The following is a 2,597-nucleotide window of genomic DNA, read 5'->3' on the forward strand; positions in this document are numbered from 1 at the left end:
GTACAATTTCGCTGAAATGATAACCTCGCACGTCGTCATTTCACAAATGGATAAACAGCACCCCTACCAAGTCAACTTCACGGTCGCCGTTCACGTGTGTAGACATTTCCTGCGCTCAAGGAACAATGGACCCCCGCCTGATGTTGAAGCGCTGATTCGTAAAAACATTTTGCCGATTCGACCCATTCGCCCAGGGCAGAAGAATACGCGCAAAATCCGTTCGAAATCAACTGTTAGCTTCGTCTACAGAGTAGCATAGTTCAGTTCACATGAACATTTTTTTAAGTGGATATTCCATCCGCTTTGTTTGCTGTGCGCTTTTTTCCTTGCTGGCACAAAAAACAAACGGCACAGGACTTTTTTTCCATGCCGTTTCGGATTCCATTTTTATTCCCGGCCTTGTCTTTGAGCTTATCTTAATGACATTGCCTCATGCGGCGCTCTTTTTGCATTTACCATTAGTGTATAATCAGTGCAGATGAACATCGGCCATGGCCTTTCGATTCATGCTAGTCTAATGAATGACGTTCAAAGATATATTTCATCAGCGGTCAAATGTTTTTCGGAACAATGAACCACATGATAATCGGACTTAATAAGGAAACTGGTCAGTGAAAAGTTTTTGTAGAAAAATAACCCAATCAAGCGAATAGATGATATCCTAAGGTTCCAACACCAAAAAGGAGATCCAATCGCTGAAAGGGTTACAGCTAATAGATAGTATACCCGATTTCATTACGATTGACCATAATTATGCTGAAATTCATAGATTCCGTGTTACGTTCTTTTCGTCCCTGCTTTTCCAGAGCGGCCACCTTCGAGTGGTTTGTTGTCATCTATGAATCCCCATGTTCCATAAATGTTTTACCAGCAGTCTATGGTTGACGTTGTCAAAGAAACCTAAAATATCTATGTATACTACATAATGAAGTTTCGCATGGTTGACCAAGAATTGTACTCTTGCCATGGCATGATGCGTAGACAGTAGGGGTCTAAAACCGTAGCTATGCTTGTAAAATCGGGTTTCTGCTATGGGTTCAAGTATCCGTGAAGGTATCCGTCATGCCGTAGTAATCCCAGTATCTCAAAGCTTGCATTGTGGCATCTCTCCTTTTCGAAGCGATGTTCCCACATTCTTACCCGATCGGTGCAATTCACGATTGGAAAATGATAGTTCTTTTCTGTTAGACTTGGGGCTGTTCCTCCACTCCCATTACAGGAGATTCATCAGTCGTGCCCCTGTCCTCACAAGGATCAATGCATTTCGGCGAGTGCCTTATAGCAACAGCTTCGGGTGACAGCCCTTGTTACAGTGTACCTTGTTTTCCAAGTCCCTTAACTACCTAGCTTTCCGTTCTGGACTTAGGTGCTTCCTCTAGGCCTGTGAGTTTGATACCGCTTTATAGTAGAACGATTCTCACCATATCCAGTTTTTCAGCCGTGCGGCATATCCGATGGCATACCTTTTCTATTCGAATGGCTTTAGCCTCCGTTCTGCCGAATCTACCTGTACTTCATACCCCATGACCTGTCAGACATGACGCACGCAGGAGTTTTGGCGGGATTTTTCAGGATACATGGTTCCGTCATTCCCATCCTCGGTTGTAAAGTTAAGATTAATCATTTTAATCTCCTGCTTTTCACGCTATAAGTCGCTTATAGCAGAACTTGTCATACTGTCCCGTTAGACTAATGATTAGGCAACAAGTCAATAAGTGCTTCAACTTCTACAATAAAATCTTCCAGGTTCTGGCACTCAAATCAACCACTCTTTCATTAACTGCTTGCCATTTTCCTAGATGTATTCCCATGAGCGATCCAGACTTAGCCTTCCAGGACCTGTACCTGCCAAGAAATGACTTACCGCCAGCCGCTCTACATAACCGGATTCGATGTTGTCGAGCTCCCCAAAGGACCACCGCAGAGTAAACATTCCCACTAGTTCGCCTTCGCTTCTGCAACGAATAACTCCCGTTCCTTGAGAAGCGTCCCGACATACTGAGAGGGAACATGTCCGGGTTCCACTGTCCCTATAATCCCTATATCTGAGGATTCTAACAATTAGTAGCAACTTTTCTCTTGGATGCAACGTCATTAAAGGTGAATTCAAACGACTTGCGCTCATAATATTAACTTATCGAGGAGGATGTCGAATGAGAAAAATGTTAATATCGGCGATCGTGCTTCTCTTGGTCACATGGACCGCTGCGTGCGGTGAGGGAGGATTGCCCTTGCCTGCCGGAACTGAGAAAACCGATTCTCTGTGCCCGCTTGAAGCTCTCGCTGCGGGAGGAACCTGCTACAAAGTTCCTCTGTCCCATTATGAAACAATCACATGGTATGAAGATACAGCAGGGATTGAAGGCTGGTCCTTACAGTGGGCGACCGATGACGAGCCGTTCCTGGCTTACCTGAACAAGGACAATAAAAAGGCTCACGTACTCTTCTACAGACAGCCCGGTGACCAAATAACCGGGTTATTGGTGAGATATGATTAAATATGGTTCTTCCCAGTTTAGCATGACTATTTGCTGTCAATCATTGTAGTAGAACCCTGAAGGGAGATACCATTGATGACGGAAAATGAGATATTTAAT

General features: G+C 44.2%; 2 protein-coding genes and 2 pseudogenes. 2 read left to right on the forward strand and 2 right to left on the reverse strand.

The genetic code is table 11. The features are described from left to right. Nucleotides 1-259 (forward strand): annotated as a pseudogene (locus L1N85_RS26765) (IS4 family transposase); the annotation flags it as partial. Nucleotides 260-841: 582 nt separating this feature from the next. On the opposite strand, the pseudogene L1N85_RS26770 reads toward L1N85_RS26765, so the two are convergent. Beyond that, nucleotides 842-1,048, reverse strand: a pseudogene (locus L1N85_RS26770) (reverse transcriptase domain-containing protein); the annotation flags it as partial. A 747-nt stretch (nucleotides 1,049-1,795) separates the two neighbouring features. Beyond that, complete coding sequence (locus L1N85_RS26775; protein WP_235242062.1) at nucleotides 1,796-1,939, reverse strand: hypothetical protein; 144 nt, start codon at nucleotides 1,937-1,939, stop codon at nucleotides 1,796-1,798. A 214-nt stretch (nucleotides 1,940-2,153) separates the two neighbouring features. On the opposite strand from L1N85_RS26775, the gene L1N85_RS26780 reads away from it, so the two are divergent. Continuing rightward, nucleotides 2,154-2,498, forward strand: coding sequence for a hypothetical protein (locus tag L1N85_RS26780; protein WP_235242063.1), 345 nt, complete (start codon nucleotides 2,154-2,156; stop codon nucleotides 2,496-2,498). The last annotated feature ends 99 nt before the right edge of the window (nucleotides 2,499-2,597 follow it).

Origin of the sequence: Paenibacillus alkaliterrae (genome assembly GCF_021532375.1) — a bacterium.
Lineage (GTDB): Bacteria > Bacillota > Bacilli > Paenibacillales > Paenibacillaceae > Pristimantibacillus > Pristimantibacillus alkaliterrae.

Coding starts and splice junctions, on each gene's coding strand:
- L1N85_RS26780 (WP_235242063.1), top strand. CDS start 2,154: ATGAGAAAAATGTTAATATCGGCGATCGTGCTTCTCTTGGTCACATGG.